15 protein-coding genes are annotated in these 15120 nt (G+C 62.0%); 13 read left to right on the forward strand and 2 right to left on the reverse strand.

The window, feature by feature from the left end; translation table 11 throughout:
- The first annotated feature begins 70 nt into the window (after positions 1-70).
- From D8779_RS05040 to D8779_RS05095, 12 genes are all read left to right on the forward strand, one after another.
- Positions 71-706: an outer membrane lipoprotein carrier protein LolA gene (locus tag D8779_RS05040; RefSeq protein ID WP_420875596.1), complete on the forward strand. Its 636-nt coding sequence runs from the start codon at positions 71-73 to the stop codon at positions 704-706.
- Positions 696-3050, forward strand: coding sequence for an MMPL family transporter (locus D8779_RS05045; protein ID WP_136663353.1), 2355 nt, complete (start codon positions 696-698; stop codon positions 3048-3050). The genes D8779_RS05040 and D8779_RS05045 overlap by 11 nt, the downstream gene beginning before the upstream one ends.
- Positions 3047-4198 (forward strand): cation:proton antiporter, encoded by a 1152-nt coding sequence (locus D8779_RS05050; RefSeq protein ID WP_136663354.1) that lies wholly within the window; start codon positions 3047-3049, stop codon positions 4196-4198. Before D8779_RS05045 ends, D8779_RS05050 begins: the two co-directional genes overlap by 4 nt.
- Positions 4185-5429: an NAD(P)/FAD-dependent oxidoreductase gene (locus D8779_RS05055; RefSeq protein ID WP_136663355.1), complete on the forward strand. Its 1245-nt coding sequence runs from the start codon at positions 4185-4187 to the stop codon at positions 5427-5429. The genes D8779_RS05050 and D8779_RS05055 overlap by 14 nt, the downstream gene beginning before the upstream one ends.
- 11 nt (positions 5430-5440) lie before the next feature.
- Complete coding sequence (locus D8779_RS05060) at positions 5441-6169, forward strand: class I SAM-dependent methyltransferase (RefSeq protein WP_136663356.1); 729 nt, start codon at positions 5441-5443, stop codon at positions 6167-6169.
- Complete coding sequence (locus D8779_RS05065) at positions 6166-6666, forward strand: hypothetical protein (protein WP_136663357.1); 501 nt, start codon at positions 6166-6168, stop codon at positions 6664-6666. The genes D8779_RS05060 and D8779_RS05065 overlap by 4 nt, the downstream gene beginning before the upstream one ends.
- Entirely contained in the window at positions 6666-7949 is a 1284-nt protein-coding gene (locus D8779_RS05070) for a beta-ketoacyl-[acyl-carrier-protein] synthase family protein (protein ID WP_136663358.1), read from the forward strand. Before D8779_RS05065 ends, D8779_RS05070 begins: the two co-directional genes overlap by 1 nt.
- Positions 7946-8410 (forward strand): hotdog family protein, encoded by a 465-nt coding sequence (locus D8779_RS05075; protein WP_136663359.1) that lies wholly within the window; start codon positions 7946-7948, stop codon positions 8408-8410. The genes D8779_RS05070 and D8779_RS05075 overlap by 4 nt, the downstream gene beginning before the upstream one ends.
- A gap of 14 nt (positions 8411-8424) precedes the next feature.
- Positions 8425-9153, forward strand: a complete 729-nt coding sequence (gene fabG / locus D8779_RS05080) for a 3-oxoacyl-ACP reductase FabG (protein ID WP_136664431.1) — start codon at positions 8425-8427, stop codon at positions 9151-9153.
- Complete coding sequence (locus D8779_RS05085; protein ID WP_136663360.1) at positions 9153-10388, forward strand: beta-ketoacyl-ACP synthase; 1236 nt, start codon at positions 9153-9155, stop codon at positions 10386-10388. Before fabG ends, D8779_RS05085 begins: the two co-directional genes overlap by 1 nt.
- Before the next feature lie 78 nt (positions 10389-10466).
- Positions 10467-10904 carry an excinuclease gene (locus D8779_RS05090; protein WP_136663361.1) on the forward strand — a complete coding sequence of 146 codons (438 nt, stop codon included), beginning with the start codon at positions 10467-10469 and terminating at the stop codon, positions 10902-10904.
- Positions 10894-11223 (forward strand): c-type cytochrome, encoded by a 330-nt coding sequence (locus D8779_RS05095; RefSeq protein ID WP_167492527.1) that lies wholly within the window; start codon positions 10894-10896, stop codon positions 11221-11223. The genes D8779_RS05090 and D8779_RS05095 overlap by 11 nt, the downstream gene beginning before the upstream one ends.
- A gap of 278 nt (positions 11224-11501) precedes the next feature.
- On the opposite strand, the gene hemE is transcribed toward D8779_RS05095, so the two are convergent.
- Positions 11502-12569 carry a uroporphyrinogen decarboxylase gene (gene hemE / locus D8779_RS05100; protein WP_136663363.1) on the reverse strand — a complete coding sequence of 356 codons (1068 nt, stop codon included), beginning with the start codon at positions 12567-12569 and terminating at the stop codon, positions 11502-11504.
- A 248-nt stretch (positions 12570-12817) separates the two neighbouring features.
- Between hemE and D8779_RS05105 the strand changes: the two genes are divergently transcribed.
- Positions 12818-13579, forward strand: a complete 762-nt coding sequence (locus D8779_RS05105; protein ID WP_136663364.1) for a COG4705 family protein — start codon at positions 12818-12820, stop codon at positions 13577-13579.
- Positions 13580-13678: 99 nt separating this feature from the next.
- Here the strand turns inward: D8779_RS05105 and D8779_RS05110 are convergent, their stop codons facing one another.
- Entirely contained in the window at positions 13679-15097 is a 1419-nt protein-coding gene (locus D8779_RS05110; protein ID WP_136663365.1) for an FAD-dependent oxidoreductase, read from the reverse strand.
- Positions 15098-15120 lie beyond the last annotated feature (23 nt).

The following is a 15120-nucleotide window of genomic DNA, read 5'->3' on the forward strand; positions in this document are numbered from 1 at the left end:
CCGTGCGCTCAGCACCGTAGGTTGGGTTGAGCGTCGCGATACCCAACGCGGTGCTGGCCTCGTAGTCTGGATGAAATCCGGGAAACGTTCTCCGGCCTTACCCCGCTCCCGGATTGCATCCGGGCTACAGCTGGCGTTTCTGCTGCTTCTGGCATCCGATGCTTATGCCTTCGACCTCGACCAGCTCAGCACCCAGCTGGCCAAGCCGGCCGTGGTGCGCGGTCCGCTGATTCAGGAAAAACACCTGCGCGCCTTGCCGCAGCCGCTGACCAGCCGTGGCCAGTTCGTTCTCAGCCGCGATCTCGGCCTGCTTTGGCAGCTGCAAAGCCCGCTCAAGCAGGATTACCGCATCGACAACCAGGGCATTGCCAAGCGCACGTCCAGTGGCTGGCAACAGCAGCCCGGACAGGATGTCGCGGCGCAACAGAGCCGGCTGTTTCTCGCCGTACTCAAGGGCGATCACAGTGGCCTGGCGCGGGATTTCGAGCTGCAATTGAGCGGCACATCTGAAGCCTGGCAGCTACGCCTGGTGCCGAACTCGGTGTTGCTCAAACAGATATTCAGCCGCATCCAGATCGACGGCGGCGCGCTGGTGCAGCGCATCGAGCTGCATGAAACCCAGGGCGACCACAGCGTGCTGCGCTTGCCTGAAAGCCAGGCCGGCGATGCTTTGAGCGAGCAGGAGCAACGCGACTTTGCGCAGTGAGCGCTGGCTGCCGCGTGGCTTTTTGCTGCTGCTCGTCGGCCTGCTGGCGCTTGCCGTCTGGCAGTGGCGTAACGGCCCGCCCGTAGCCGCCGATATGCTCGCGCTATTGCCCGCTGGCAGCGGCGACGCTCTGGTGCAACAGGCCGAGCAGCGTATGCAGGAGCCGCTCAACCGCGACCTGTTGCTACTGATCGGTCACCCGCAACGCGAGCAGGCGATTGCCCTCGCGCAGCAGGTGGGCGAGCAGTGGCGCGGCAGTGGGCGCTTCGCTCAGGTGCAGTGGAGCGTCGACAGCGACCTCGCGGCGCTGCGCGATTACCTGCGCAGCAACCGCCTGGCCCTGCTGCCGACAGCAGATCGCCAACTGTTGCTGGAACACCCGCAACAACTACTCGAACAACGCGCCGCCCAGCTGTTCGATACATTCGCCGGTTTCAGCCTGCTGCCCATCGAACAAGATTGGCTGGGCCTGGGCGTGCGTGCGCAGCAGGCGCTGAACCCCGGCAGCCGCATCCAGGCCGACCTGAGCAGCGGTGCACTGCTGCTAGAAGAGCCGGGCATGACCTGGGCCCTGCTACGCGCCAGCGCCCAGGGCAGCGCCTTTGATATGCAAGAACCGCCGCTGATTGCCGCGCAAGTCGCCGCTACCCGCGCGCAGATCGAAACCGCCGGCGGACAACTGCTAGCCGCCGGTGGCGTGCTATACGCCGCCGCTGGCCAGGCCAAAGCCACCCGCGAGATCAGCCTGATTGGCGGCGGCGCCACCCTCGGTACGTTGCTGCTCTTACTGCTGGCCTTCCGCCGCGTGCGCGTGCTGATCAGTCTGCTGCCGATTGGCATGGCGCTACTGGCTGGCTGCACCGCCTGCGTGCTGGTGTTCGGCCAGATCAACGCCCTGACTCTGGTGCTGGGCGCCAGCCTGGTCGGGGTCGCCGCCGACTACCCGCAACACTACTTGAGTAAAAGCTGGAGCAACGCCGAAGGCAGCGAAGGCTGGAGCAGCTGGGGCGCGCTGCGTGCCACCCTGCCGGGCCTGAGCCTGAGCCTGGGCACCAATCTGATCGGCTACCTGGCGCTGGCTTTTACTCCGTTTCCGGCGCTGACCCAGGTCGCCCTGTTCTCGGCCGCCGGATTGATCGCCGCCTACCTCTGCTCGGTGTGCCTGCTGCCAGCCTGGCTCAAGGGGCTGCGTCTACGCCCATCGCCCAGCCTGCTCAGCCTTAGCCAACGCTTGCTGACCAGTCGGGCACGCCTGTTAGGCAAAATAGGCAGCGCACCGCTACTAGCGCTGTTATTGCTGTTCTGCGCCGGCGGCCTGTGGCAGTTGCACAGCCAGAACGACCTGCGTCAATGGTTGGGTAAAGAGCCGCAATTGCTCGCCGAAGCTCAGCGCATCGCCGAGCTCACCGGCCAACAGCCCACCAGCCAGTTCTTCCTGGTGCGCGCCGCCAATATGCAGCAACTGCTGGAGCGTCAGGCGGCGCTAAGCCAGCGCCTCGATCAGGCGGTACAGAACGGCCAGTTACGCGACTACCGCGCCCTTAGCCAGCTGGTCGCACCCGACAGCCAATTGCAGGAGCTGCGCGCCGCACTGCGCGAACTGCCGCAGCACTGGCAACCCCTGCTCGACCTGGGCATTCCGCCAGCCGCGCTGCACAGCGAACTGCTGGCGCTCCAACAGAACAACCAGGCGAGCCTGGAGCAAGCCCTTGCCAGCCCCCTGGGTGAGGCCTGGCGACCGCTCTGGCTGGGGAACCATAGTGAAGACGGAGCCGAGAGCGTGGCCGGGTTGGTCAGCCTGCAAGGACTGAGCAACAGCACCCGCCTCAACCCGCTGGTCGAGGGCCTGCCAGGCGTACAGCTGGTCGATCGGATCAGCGAACTCAACGCGCTGTTTAGCGCCACCCAACTTAGCGCCGCTGAACTGAAACTGCTGTCCTCAATCGCCATCCTGTTATTGCTGTGCCTGCCATTCGGCCTCGGCGGCGCGCTGCGGGTGGTCTGCCTACCACTGCTGGCGGCGCTGGCGGCGCTGGCCTGCCTCGGTTGGCTGGGCCAGCCGCTAACGCTGTTCAGTTTGTTCGGCCTGCTGCTGATCACCGCCATCGGCGTCGATTACGCCATCCTCATGCGCGAGAACATCGGCGGGCCGGCCGTCAGCCTGCTCGGCACCCTGCTCTCGGCGCTGACCAGCTGGCTGTCGTTCGGCCTGCTGCTGATCAGCGATACACCAGCGATTGCCAACTTCGGCCTGGCGATCAGCCTCGGCCTGCTGTTTTGCTTTCTGCTCGCGCCTTGGGCCGGCACCCAGCAAGCCCGACATAACCAGGCGCAAACGACATGACCATCGCTCTGGCCTGGCTGGCGTTGCTCGCATTGTTTGCCCTGGCGACCTGGCTGGGTAAACACCTGCGCCTGATCCCGATTGTCAGCCAGTTGCTGCTGGCCACTTTGGGCCTGCCGTTGCTGATGCTGTGGACCACGCCGCTGGGTTTGGGCGCCCGCGAGCTGCTCGCACCGGTGTGGCTGGAGCCCTTGTATGGCGTGGCCTTCTGTCTGCTGCTGGGGCATATCCTCAGTGATGTGGTCGACCTGCAACTTGAACCCGGTAGCCTGCAGATCGCCCTGCCGAGCTTCTTCATCCCCTTCTTCTGCGGCCTGGCTTGCGCTTTCTGGCTGCTGCCGGCGCAGAGCGGCCTGGCCGATATCGCCGTGGGCTTGCTGTTTGCCCTAACCGCCATTCCGGTGCTGTTTCTCTACTTGCAACACCTCGGCTACCCAGCGGCCAAGATTCGCCAGTTGCTGCAAGCGGCCATCATCATGGATGTGCTGTGTTGGCTGATCTTCGGCCTGGCCCAGGGCAGCAGCGACCCGACCTCCTTGCTCTGGCCCCTGCTGGCCGCCGCCCTACCGCTGCTGTTGAAGCTGCTGCCGCTGCGTTCGGCGCGGCTCAATGGCAGCTGCTTTCTCATCCTGTTGCTGGTGATGCAGCAACTGCAGCTGAATGCCCTGGTGTTCGGCATCGCCTACCTGTTACTGCTCACGGCCCTGCGTTTGCCTTTGCGCTTGCCGCTACCCGCCGGATTACTGCGCTGGCTGCAAACCTGGCTGGCGGTGCCGCTGACTCTGGCCTTTGGCCTGCTGCAGATCGACTGGCACGACGCTTGGCTGGGGTATTCTGCCTGGCAGTTTGCAGCCCTGTTGCTACTCCCCATCATCAGCAAACTGGTCGGTAACTGGCTAGGGCTGAGCTGGGCCGCCGGACAACGCCACGCTTATGCCGGGCAGTGGCGCGAAAGCCTGTTGTTGAATACCCGCGGCCTGACTGAAATCATCTTTATCAATCTGCTGCTGCAACAGCAGATAATCAGCCCAGCACTGTATTTCGCCCTGATGCTGATGGGCCTGATTTCGACCCTGTTACCGGCCCTGGCCGGTGCTTACCCAAACGCCGTCACGCATGAGGCCAGAAGCCGCTATGAAGTCTCTTGAAGTCGAACAACGCCGAGTTGTAGTCATCGGCGCCGGGCCATCCGGGGCGATTGCCGCGGCGCTGCTCAAGCGCAACGGCCATGACGTGCTGGTACTGGAGCGCCAACGCTTCCCGCGCTTCTCAATTGGCGAGAGCCTGCTGTCGCACTGCCTGGACTTCGTCGAAGAAGCCGGGATGCTCGACGCGGTGCGTGCGGCAGGCTTTCAGACCAAACACGGCGCGGCCTTTGGCTGGGGCGAGCGTTATACCGAGTTCGATTTTCGCGACACCTTCACCAAAGGCCAAGGCTCGACCTATCAGGTGCTGCGCGCCGACTTCGACAAGCTGCTGGCCGACCAGGCCGAATTGCAGGGCGTGGAAATCCGCTATGAAGAAGAAATCTTCGCCGTCGACTTCAGCGCTGATTGCCCGCGCCTCAGCGTAAGGCGCTTGGCCGATGGCCATGAATATCAGGTCGAATGCGCCTTCGTCCTCGACGGCAGCGGGTATGGCCGCGTGCTGCCGCGCCTGCTCGATCTCGACTTGCCGTCCAACTTCCCAGTGCGCCAAGCGGTATTCACCCACGTTGAAGACCGCAGCGAAGGTAGCAACTTCGACCGCGAGAAGATTCTGATCAGCACCCACCCCGAACTGCGCGATGTGTGGTTCTGGACCATCCCGTTCAGCAACGGCCGCTGCTCGGTGGGCGTGGTGGCCGATGCCACCCGCTATCAGGGTCGTCCGGAAGATCTGGATGCCTGCCTCAAGCAATTCATTGAAGAGACGCCCAGCCTGCACAAGGTGCTGAAAAACGCTGTGTGGGACACTCCGGCGCGGACCATCGGCGGCTACTCAGCCAACGTCAAAACCCTGCACGGTCCAGGCTTTGCCCTGCTGGGTAATGCCGCCGAGTTTCTCGACCCGGTGTTCAGCTCCGGCGTGACCATCGCCATGCGCTCTGCGAGCATGGCCGCCGGCCTGCTGCATCGTCAGTTGAGCGGTGAGGCGGTGGACTGGGAAGCTGACTTCGCCGTCCCGCTCAAGCGCGGCGTCGACACCTTTCGCGTGTATGTCGAGGGTTGGTATGACGGCAGCTTCCAGGACGTGATCTATTTCGAGAAGGCCCAGCCGGAAATCCGCCGGATGATCAGCTCGATTCTCGCCGGTTACGCCTGGGATGAGAAAAACCCTTACGTCGCCGAGCCGCGCCGCCGCCTGCGGGTGCTTGCCGAACTCTGCGCCACTAATTAATAAGGATATTTATGAGCAACCCGGCCGCCACCTACGTCGAGGAAACCCGCTTCGGTTTCTGGTTCTTGCAGAGCCACGTCTGGCAGCACCATGTGCTGCGCGTGGCAATCAATGACCTGCGCAGCCTGTTCGCAGGCCCGCTACCAGAAGCGCCGGTGTTGCTGGATGTCGGTTGCGGCCAGGGGAAGTCCTTCGGCCTGCTCAATGAGGCGTTCAAACCGGCGCGAATAATCGGCCTGGATGCCGACCCGCATAGCCTTGATTGCTCGCGTGCCGAGGCCGAGCGCCTGGGCCTGGAGGTGCAATTGATCGCCAGTGACTGCGCCGCCATCGACCTACCAGATGCCAGCGTCGACCTGCTGTTCTGCCACCAGACCTTCCACCATCTGGTTGAGCAGGAACAAGCCTTGGCCGAGTTCTGGCGCGTACTCAAGCCCGGCGGTTATCTGCTGTTTGCCGAATCCACCCAGTACTACATCGATACCTGGGTGATCCGCTGGCTATTCCGTCACCCCATGCACGTGCAGAAAACGGCTGATGGCTATCTGGATATGCTGCGCGGCCAAGGCTTTGCGTTCGCAGCCCAGAACATCTCCTACCCCTATCTGTGGTGGAGCCGCTCCAAGGATTTCGGCCTGCTGGAGCGCTGGGGGCTGCTAAAGCCCAAGCCGGCCGGCCAGCGCAATGAAACCCTGGTCAATGTGGTGGCGCGCAAGCCACTGGAGGCAACTTCGGCATGAAGCGCTTCATCCTGCTTGGCCTCGGCCTGCTACTCAGCGCCTGCGCCGCCCGCACGCCGCTGCCGCTAAGCGCGCCAACCTTTGGCGCACCACTGCCGGCGGCGCTGCGCGTTGAGCGCCAGCAAGGCGCAGATCAACAGACCTGGTGGCTGGTGGTGCAGGCTGAACAGTCGGCACTGCGCTGGTCGCTGTTCGATCCGCTCGGCATGCCCCTGGCACGGCAGCTGCTGGTAGATGGTCAGTGGCGCGCTGACGGCTTGCTACCGCCCAATAGCGAAGCGCAGGAGCTGTTCGCCGCCCTGCTGTTCGCCCTGACTCCACTCGACAAGCTGCCTGCCAGCTACGCGCCGGACACCTGGCAGCAACTGGCCAACGGCCAGCGCCGACTGAACCCGCACTGGCTGATCGACTACCACGCGCCGCTGGATTTCACCCTGAGCCAGGCTCAGGTGCTGAGTTACCGGGTCTATGCCCTCGCCGACAAAGAGATTCCCTGATGCCGGTTTACCTCAACGCACTGGGCCTTAACTGCGCCCTCGGCCAAGGCAAGCAGGCGGTAGCGACGGCCTTGTTCGCCGGCGATAGCAGCGGCATGCAGGCGCAAAGCGGCTGGGTGACTGAGCGCGCGCTGACCGTCGGTTCGGTGCCAGGCGACCTGCCTGAGTTACCCAAGCTGCCGGGCCATCCTCCCAGCCGCAACAACCAACTGCTGCTGGCTGCCGCGCTGGAAATCGAGCCCGCGTTGCGTGCCGCCATCGCTCAATTCGGCACCGAGCGCGTCGCGATTATCCTTGGCACCAGCACCTCAGGTATCGAAGAAGCCAGTCAGAGCATCGCCGAGTACTTCAAGCAGGGCGAGCTGCCCGCGCATTATGACTACGCCCAGCAGGAACTGGCTGAGCCGGCGAATTTCCTCAGTGACTGGCTGGGCCTGAGCGGGCCGTGCTTCAGCATTTCCACCGCTTGCACCTCGGGCGCGCGGGCCCTGCTCAGCGCCCAGCGCCTGCTTAACCTGGGCGTGTGTGATGCGGTGATCTGTGGCGGCGTAGACAGCCTTTGCCGCCTAACCCTCAACGGTTTTTCCGCCCTGGAAGCGGTCTCGGCCGAACGCTGCAACCCGTTTTCAGTCAACCGTCACGGCATCAATATCGGTGAAGGTGCGGCACTGTTTCTGATGACTAAAGAACCCATGAGCAGAGCGCCGCTAGATGGCGCAGCAACCGTACCCCGGAGTGCCACAGCAATCGCCTTGCTTGGTGGCGGCGCCAGCTGCGACGCCCACCATATTTCCGCACCGCAACCCGATGGCCATGGCGCTCAATCCGCTATGCGCAAAGCGTTGCAGGCGGCAGGCATCAGCGCCACCCAGGTTAATTACCTCAACCTGCACGGCACCGCCACCACTCACAACGACGCCATGGAAAGCCTGGCGGTGCAGGCCATCTTCCCGCACGGCGTGCCCTGCTCATCCAGCAAACCCATGGTCGGCCACACCCTAGGCGCGGCTGGTGCGCTGGAAGCCGCCTTCTGCTGGCTGACCTTGAGCGAATACAACCCAGAGCATTTGCTGCCCCCACATTTGTGGGACGGTGAGGCTGACCCGAGCTTACCGGCGCTGAACCTGGTGCAAGCTGGCACTCATATAGCCGTTAACCGTCCGCGCCGATTGATGAGTAATTCTTTCGCCTTCGGCGGCAACAATATCAGCCTGCTCTTGGGTGAAGAGATGGGTGAAGAGCCGAATGAAGAACACAGCGAAGCGCCAGGAGAACGCGCATGAAGCAATGGCCCATTGCCGAACTGGTTCCCCACGCCGCCGACATGATCCTCATCGATCAGGTGCTGCGCTTTGGCGACGAGGACATCGAAACCCAGCTCATTGTTCGCCCTGAAGGTCTGTTCAATCAGGCCGACGGTAGCCTGCCGGCCTGGGTTGGTATCGAGCTAATGGCGCAGAGCGTCGCAGCCTACGCCGGCTGCCAAGCGCGCCTGCTCGGCGAGCCGGTGGAGCTGGGCTTTCTGCTCGGCACGCGCAAGTACGAGTGCAATGTCGAACGTTTTCCGGCAGGAGCCGAGCTACATATCCACGCGACCCGTACGCTGCAGGATGACAACGGTATGGGCGTTTTCGAATGTCATCTGCGCGGCCCCGGGATCGAGGTCAGCGCGCGCCTCAACGTATTCCGCCCGCCCCAAGTGGCGAGCTATCTTCAGGAAGAATTTCAAGGATCACAGCCATGAGCAACCAAGCCGTCATGAGCGAAACCATTCTAGTTACCGGCTCCAGCCGCGGCATCGGCCGCGCCATTGCCTTACGCCTGGCCAAAAGTGGACACGATATCGTGCTGCATTGCCGAGCTCGGCGTGACGAAGCCGAGGCCGTACAAGCGCAGATTGTGGCGCTGGGTCAGCAGGCGCGCATTCTGCAATTCGATGTATCCGACCGCGCCGCTTGCCGCACCGCGCTGGAAGCCGATGTCGAGCAACACGGCGCGTATTACGGCGTGGTGTGCAACGCAGGTTTAACCCGTGACGGCGCCTTCCCGGCACTCTCAGAGGATGACTGGGACATCGTCATGCGCACCAATCTCGACGGTTTCTATAACGTCCTGCATCCGCTGACCATGCCCATGGTGCGGCGGCGCAAGGCCGGGCGCATTGTCTGCATCACCTCGGTGTCCGGGCTGATCGGCAACCGTGGCCAGGTCAACTACAGCGCCTCCAAGGCCGGCATTATCGGCGCCGCCAAGGCCTTGGCGATTGAGTTGGGCAAGCGCAAGATCACCGTTAACTGCGTGGCACCAGGGCTGATCGATACCGAGATTTTGGATGCCGATGTCCCGGTTGAGGAAATCCTCAAGATGGTGCCGGCGCAACGCATGGGTACCCCGGAAGAAGTGGCCGGTGCGGTGAATTTTCTGATGTCTGAGGAGGCGGCTTACATCACCCGCCAGGTCCTCGCAGTGAACGGCGGGCTGTGCTGATGACTGGATGCAAACGGGTTGTAGTCACCGGCATGGCCGGCGTGACCTCACTGGGCAGCGATTGGCCGACCATCGAGGCCAACTTTAAAGCCGGCAACAGCGGCATTCGCTATATGCACGAGTGGGACCGTTTCAGCGAGCTGAACACCCGCCTCGGCGGACCGGTGGATGACTTCGAAGCGCCCAAGCGCTGGACGCGCAAGCAAACCCGCAGCATGGGCCGAGTTTCCAAACTCGCGGTGTACGCCGCCGAGCGCGCTCTCGAACACGCCGGTCTGCTCGGTGACCCGTGTATCCAGGACGGACGCATGGGCGTGGCCTGCGGCTCCTCAACCGGCAGCACCGAGGAGGTCAAAGCCTTCGGCAACATGCTGCTCAACTCGGTGGCCGATGGTCTTAACGCCAACTCTTATATCCGCATGATGCCGCACACCACAGCGGCCAATATCAGCATCTTCTTCGGCCTCAAGGGTCGTCTGATTCCGACCTCAAGCGCCTGCACCAGCGGCAGCCAGGGCATTGGCTACGCCTATGAGGCGATCAAGTTCGGACGCCTGCAGATGATGGCCGCCGGCGGCGCTGAAGAACTCTGCCCGACCGAAGCCATGGTCTTCGATGCGCTCTACGCCACCAGCCTGAAGAACGATGCCCCGCATACCTCCCCGCGCCCCTACGACAGCGATCGTGATGGCTTGGTGATCGGCGAAGGCGCCGGCATCCTGATTCTCGAAGAGCTAGAGCACGCCCTGGCTCGTGGGGCGACCATCCATGCCGAAATCGTCGGTTTTGGCTGCAACGCCGACGGCCAGCACGCCACCAAACCCGTACAAGCGACCATGCGCGGAGCAATGGAGTTGGCCTTGCAAGATGCCGGGCTGGAGCCATCAGCCATCGGCTACGTCAACGGTCACGGCACCGCCACCGAGCAGGGCGATGTTGCCGAAACCCTGGCCACCGCCGAGCTGTTCGGCAGCCAGATGCCGATCAGCTCGCAGAAGAGCTACTTCGGCCACACCCTGGGTGCGTGCGGCGCGCTGGAGTCGTGGTTCAGCATCGAAATGATGAACGCCGACAGCTATGTGCCAACCCTCAACCTGGACAATATCGACCCGGCCTGTGGTGAATTGGACTACCTACGCGGCGAGTTCCGCCAGATGAACAACCAATACGTAATGAATAATAATTTCGCCTTTGGTGGCGTTAATACGTCGCTGATCTTCAAACGCTGGAGCTAACAATCTGCTCAATTACACTGGCAGCTTTTACCCACCCATACGCAGTTCCCAGCAAAGCCTCATCACAAGGAGCAACTCATGAACGCCAAAACCTGGATTCTCGCAGCAGCCTGCATCAGCCTGTTTCCGGCCGTCAGCCAGGCCCGTGACACCACCCACTACCTGCCGTTTGACGCCGTGGTGCAGGAAGCCCTGCAGGCTGGCCGTCTCGATGGCAGCGTGAAGTTCTATCTGGCTGGCAATCCGGTCAAGGCCAGTATCGTCAAGTCGGGCGTCACCACCAGCCAGAAAACCAACGCGTTCAACAAGACTGATGAAGCCGCTTGTAGCTGGGCACTGCAGTCCGCACTGATTCGCTTCCAGAGCGCCGCCAAGGCCGCGGGTGCCAATGCGGTGGTCGACCTGGCCAGCAACTATAAAAATGTCGAATACAAAGACAGCCAGAAGTACGAGTGCCACGCTGGCGCGATCATGGCCGGTGTCGCCCTCAAGGGAAACCTGGCCAATGTTAAGTAAGTCGGCATTGCTCAGCCTGCTCGGCGGGCTGACACTGCTCGCCAGCCTGCCTATGCGGGCCGAAGTAGATGGCCCGCAGCTGTACCGTCAGCACTGCGCCAAATGCCACGCCGAAGATGGCCGCGCCAACACCCTGCGCGGCTGGCTGTACTTCGCGCAGAACCTGAGCCAGGCCAAGTGGCAGGACAACAACAGCGACAACGATATCCTCGATGCCATTCAGGAAGGCCCCGGTGCCATGCCCAGTTATGCTGACAAGCTCAGCGAAGCTGAACAACTGGCGCTGGTAAAGGCCGTGCGCGGTTTGCGTAAGCCCTGAGAGCCTGCCCCGGATCTGCTGCGCGTCGGCGATACGGCGTTACAAATGGCCTCGGCAAGCCGCTTGCGGCTAACGCGCTTTAGCGCGACCCGAAGGGCGAGTGAAACGAGTCATGCTCATTTACACCAGTAAACTCCGCTTCCTCGGCCATTTTGACCAGCCGAAGGCTGTTACTAACGTAGCGCCTTGTCTCGCTCTAGCTCGCGAGATCCGAGTCAGGTTCTAAGAAACGCAGACAAAACAAAGGCCGCTAATGCGGCCTTTGTTTTGTGCAGGTTTTATTGATGGTACTGCGCGGACAACTCATGCACCGCTTCGAAAAACGCGCCAGCGTGAGCCGGGTCGACTTCCGGGGTGATGCCGTGACCGAGGTTGAACACCTGGCCGCTGCCATGACCGTAGGCGGCGAGAATACGACCCACTTCGGCGCGGATTGCCGCCGGGTTGGCGTAGAGCACGCTTGGGTCCATGTTGCCCTGCAGAGCGACCTTGTCGCCAACGCGGGCGCGGGCGCTGCCGATGTCGCAGGTCCAATCCAGGCCCAGCGCCTCGGCACCGGTATCAGCCATGGACTCAAGCCACAGGCCGCCACCTTTGGTGAACAGAATCACCGGCACACGGCGACCGTCGTGTTCGCGAATCAAGCCATCGACGATCTTCTGCATATAGGCCAGGGAGAACTCCTGGTACGCCGCCGCCGACAGCGAACCGCCCCAGGAGTCGAAAATCTGCACCGCCTGCGCGCCGGCCTTGATCTGGCCGTTGAGGTAAGCGGTAACCGACTGCGCCAGCTTGTCGAGCAAGGCGTGCATGGCCTGCGGGTTGTCGTAGAGCATGGCCTTGGTCTTGCGGAAGTCTTTCGACGAGCCGCCTTCGACCATGTAGGTGGCCAAGGTCCACGGGCTGCCGGAGAAGCCGATCAGCGGCACGCGGCCATTTAGCTCACCACGAATGGTGCGCACGGCGTCCATAACATAACCCAGGTCCTGCTCCGGATCAGGAATCGGCAGCGCCTCGATATCAGCCATGCTGCTGATGACTTTCTTGAAGCGCGGGCCTTCGCCCGTCTCGAAATACAGGCCTTGGCCCATGGCATCGGGAATGGTCAGGATGTCAGAGAACAGAATCGCCGCATCCAGCTGCGGGTAGCGGTCCAGCGGCTGAATAGTGACTTCACAGGCCAGCTCAGGGTTTTTCATCAGTTTGACGAAATCGCCGGCTTTAGCACGGGTGGCGCGGTATTCCGGCAGGTAACGACCGGCCTGGCGCATCATCCACACGGGGGTGACATCGACAGGTTGCTTGAGCAGGGCGCGGAGGAAACGGTCGTTCTTCAGGGAGGTCATGGCAGTTCCCGAGCATAGTAATCGGTAAAAAAGTGCGGGCATTTTCGCAGAGCGCCAAGCAAAAGGCACGGCGAGGGTCATGCCTTTTGTTGATTGCGACGATTTGCCTCGCACCATAGCCGTCGATTACGCGAAAAAAGACCGCGCGAATGACGAATCACTGATGAGTTCTTAACGGGCTTTTCACACTCAGCACCCTACGTTAGGCACCGCAGCTCATAACCCTCCTGCCCTGACGGATGCCCTCGATGAATAAACTCCCTGCCATTACCCTGAGCTTCTGGGTGATGAAGATCTGTGCCACCACCTTAGGCGAAACCGCCGGGGATCTGCTCTCCATGACGCTGGATGTCGGTTATGCGCTGAGTTCACTGATCCTTATCAGCCTGTTTCTCCTCACCCTGATCGGTCAACTACGTGCGCGCAGCTATAACCCAGCGCTGTACTGGACGGTAATTCTGGCCACCAGCACCGCCGGCACCACCATCTCCGACTTTATGGACCGCACCTTGGGCCTGGGCTACGCCACTGGCTCTGCGTTGCTGGTGACCTTGCTGATTGCGATCTTCGCGATTTGGTACCTGAGCGAGAAATCCCTGTCGGTTGATCACATCGACAGCCGTCGCGGCGAGCTGTTCTATTGGGTGGCGATTCTGTTTTCCAACACCCTGGGCACCGCACTGGGCGACTACTTAGCCGATGATTCAGGCCTGGGCTTTGCCGGTGGCGCACTGTTGATCGGCAGCCTGATCGCCGCGGTGGTGGCGGCTAAATACGTCACACGTATCTCCCATGTTGTGTTGTTCTGGCTGGCGTTTGTGCTGACCCGCCCATTCGGCGCCACGCTGGGCGACTTCCTCAGCAAGCCGTTGGATCACGGTGGCCTGGGTTTTGGCACGGTAGGCTCGTCCGCTGCGCTGGCGGTCACCCTGATCGTGCTGGTAGCAGGCGCGGTATGGAGCACCCGCCGCGAACGCGCCATGAGTTTCGCGGCCGCGCCAACTCGCTAAAAGCGCATGCTTGCGTGTGATGGCACGTTACCCAGCAGCAGAAACAACAAAGCCAGCCCTAGGGCTGGCTTTGTTTATTGCCGCATCGCTACTCGGTGATTAAACGCCGAGGTAGTCGAGGATGCCTTCAGCGGCGTTGCGGCCTTCAAAGATCGCCGTCACCACTAGGTCAGAACCCCGGACCATGTCGCCGCCGGCGAAGATTTTCGGGTTGCTGGTCTGGTGTTTGAACTGGCTCTGCTCCGGCGCCACCACACGGCCTTGGCTGTCGGTTTCGATGGTGAAATCGCTGAACCAGGGCGCAGGGCTCGGACGGAAACCGAAGGCGATCAGCACGGCTTCTGCCGGGATGATTTCCTCAGAGCCCGGAATCGGCTCAGGGCTGCGACGGCCACGGGCATCCGGCTCGCCGAGACGAGTCTCGACCACCTTCACGCCTTCGACCTTATCTTCACCAACGATGGCGATAGGCTGACGGTTGAAGAGGAATTTCACGCCCTCTTCATTGGCGTTCTTCACTTCTTTGCGCGAGCCCGGCATGTTTTCTTCGTCGCGACGATAGGCGCAGGTCACGCTCTTGGCGCCCTGGCGAATCGAGGTGCGGTTGCAGTCCATTGCCGTATCGCCGCCACCGAGGACGACGATGCGCTTGCCCTTCATGTCGATAAAGTCTTCCGGCGCCTTCTCAAAACCCAGGTTGCGGTTGACGTTGGCGATCAGGAAGTCCAGCGCGTCGTGCACGCCCGGCAAATCTTCACCGGGGAAGCCGCCTTTCATGTAGGTGTAAGTACCCATGCCCATAAATACGGCATCGTACTCATCCAGCAGCTGCTGCATGCTGATGTCTTTGCCGATCTCGGTGTTCAGGCGGAACTCGATACCCATACCGGTAAAGACTTCGCGGCGATGGCTCAGCACGGTCTTTTCCAGCTTGAATTCGGGGATGCCGAACGTCAGCAAGCCGCCGATTTCCGGGTTCTTGTCGAACACCACCGGCGTCACGCCGTTACGCACCAGTACGTCCGCGCAGCCCAAGCCAGCAGGGCCGGAGCCGATAACCGCCACACGCTTGCCAGTCGGCACTACGCCGGACATGTCCGGACGCCAGCCCATGGCAAACGCCGTGTCGGTGATGTACTTCTCCACCGAACCGATGGTCACCGCGCCGAAGCCGTCGTTGAGGGTGCAGGCACCTTCACACAGGCGATCTTGCGGGCACACCCGGCCGCACACTTCCGGCAGGGTGTTGGTCTGGTGGCTCAGCTCAGCCGCAGCGAGGATGTTGCCCTCGGACACCAGCTTCAACCAGTTGGGAATGAAGTTGTGCACCGGGCACTTCCACTCGCAATACGGGTTGCCGCAACCCAGGCAGCGATGCGCTTGGTCGGCCGCTTGCGCAGGCTTGAAGTTGTCGTAAATCTCGACGAACTCTTTCTTCCGCTGACGCAACAGTTTCTTCTTCGGGTCTTTGCGCCCGACTTCGATGAACTGGAAGTCGTTATTCAGACGTTCAGTCATTGCAATACCTCATCAAACCACTT

Source organism: Pseudomonas leptonychotis (assembly GCF_004920405.1).
GTDB lineage: Bacteria > Pseudomonadota > Gammaproteobacteria > Pseudomonadales > Pseudomonadaceae > Aquipseudomonas > Aquipseudomonas leptonychotis.

Excerpts from the sequence above, each read along its gene's own strand:
- D8779_RS05040 (WP_420875596.1), top strand. The coding sequence starts at position 71 with ATGAAATCCGGGAAACGTTCTCCGGCCTTACCCCGCTCCCGGATTGCA.
- D8779_RS05050 (WP_136663354.1), top strand. The coding sequence starts at position 3,047 with ATGACCATCGCTCTGGCCTGGCTGGCGTTGCTCGCATTGTTTGCCCTG.
- D8779_RS05055 (WP_136663355.1), top strand. The coding sequence starts at position 4,185 with ATGAAGTCTCTTGAAGTCGAACAACGCCGAGTTGTAGTCATCGGCGCC.
- D8779_RS05060 (WP_136663356.1), top strand. The coding sequence starts at position 5,441 with ATGAGCAACCCGGCCGCCACCTACGTCGAGGAAACCCGCTTCGGTTTC.
- D8779_RS05065 (WP_136663357.1), top strand. The coding sequence starts at position 6,166 with ATGAAGCGCTTCATCCTGCTTGGCCTCGGCCTGCTACTCAGCGCCTGC.
- D8779_RS05070 (WP_136663358.1), top strand. The coding sequence starts at position 6,666 with ATGCCGGTTTACCTCAACGCACTGGGCCTTAACTGCGCCCTCGGCCAA.
- D8779_RS05075 (WP_136663359.1), top strand. The coding sequence starts at position 7,946 with ATGAAGCAATGGCCCATTGCCGAACTGGTTCCCCACGCCGCCGACATG.
- fabG (WP_136664431.1), top strand. The coding sequence starts at position 8,425 with ATGAGCGAAACCATTCTAGTTACCGGCTCCAGCCGCGGCATCGGCCGC.
- D8779_RS05085 (WP_136663360.1), top strand. The coding sequence starts at position 9,153 with ATGACTGGATGCAAACGGGTTGTAGTCACCGGCATGGCCGGCGTGACC.
- D8779_RS05090 (WP_136663361.1), top strand. The coding sequence starts at position 10,467 with ATGAACGCCAAAACCTGGATTCTCGCAGCAGCCTGCATCAGCCTGTTT.
- D8779_RS05095 (WP_167492527.1), top strand. The coding sequence starts at position 10,894 with ATGTTAAGTAAGTCGGCATTGCTCAGCCTGCTCGGCGGGCTGACACTG.
- hemE (WP_136663363.1), bottom strand. The coding sequence starts at position 12,569 with ATGACCTCCCTGAAGAACGACCGTTTCCTCCGCGCCCTGCTCAAGCAA.
- D8779_RS05105 (WP_136663364.1), top strand. The coding sequence starts at position 12,818 with ATGAATAAACTCCCTGCCATTACCCTGAGCTTCTGGGTGATGAAGATC.
- D8779_RS05110 (WP_136663365.1), bottom strand. The coding sequence starts at position 15,097 with ATGACTGAACGTCTGAATAACGACTTCCAGTTCATCGAAGTCGGGCGC.